The sequence below is a fragment of the Rhodococcus sp. MEB064 genome (assembly GCF_000834565.1).
GTDB lineage: Bacteria > Actinomycetota > Actinomycetes > Mycobacteriales > Mycobacteriaceae > Rhodococcoides.
Window position 1 is genome coordinate 1 of sequence record NZ_JXQS01000047.1, and the last position, 381, is coordinate 381.

Here is a 381-nt window from a genome sequence, read left to right on the forward strand (position 1 = left end):
GCCACCCACCGGCCGGGGTGCCCAGATCACCGCGCAGGAACCCGATCACCGAATCGGGAATGTCGAACTTCCCCGGATCCGCCGCGAAGTCCTCCATCGACACCCCCGCCCCCACCAGGTGCAACGCCAGATCGCCCACGACCTTCGAAGACGGCGTCACCTTGATCAACCGGCCCAGCAACCGGTCCGCGTCCGCGTACGCCTTCTCCACGTCCTCGAACCGGTCCCCCAGACCCAACGCGATGGCCTGCTGACGCAGATTCGACAGCTGCCCACCCGGGATCTCGTGGGTGTAGACCCGCCCGGTCGGAGCGGGGAGCCCGGACTCGAACGGGGCGTACACCTTCCGGATCGCCTCCCAGTACGGCTCCAGATCGCACA

1 pseudogene is annotated in these 381 nt (G+C 68.0%); it reads right to left on the reverse strand.

What is annotated here, in order from left to right:
• Positions 1-381 (reverse strand): annotated as a pseudogene (locus tag RU01_RS18005) (pyruvate carboxylase); the annotation flags it as partial.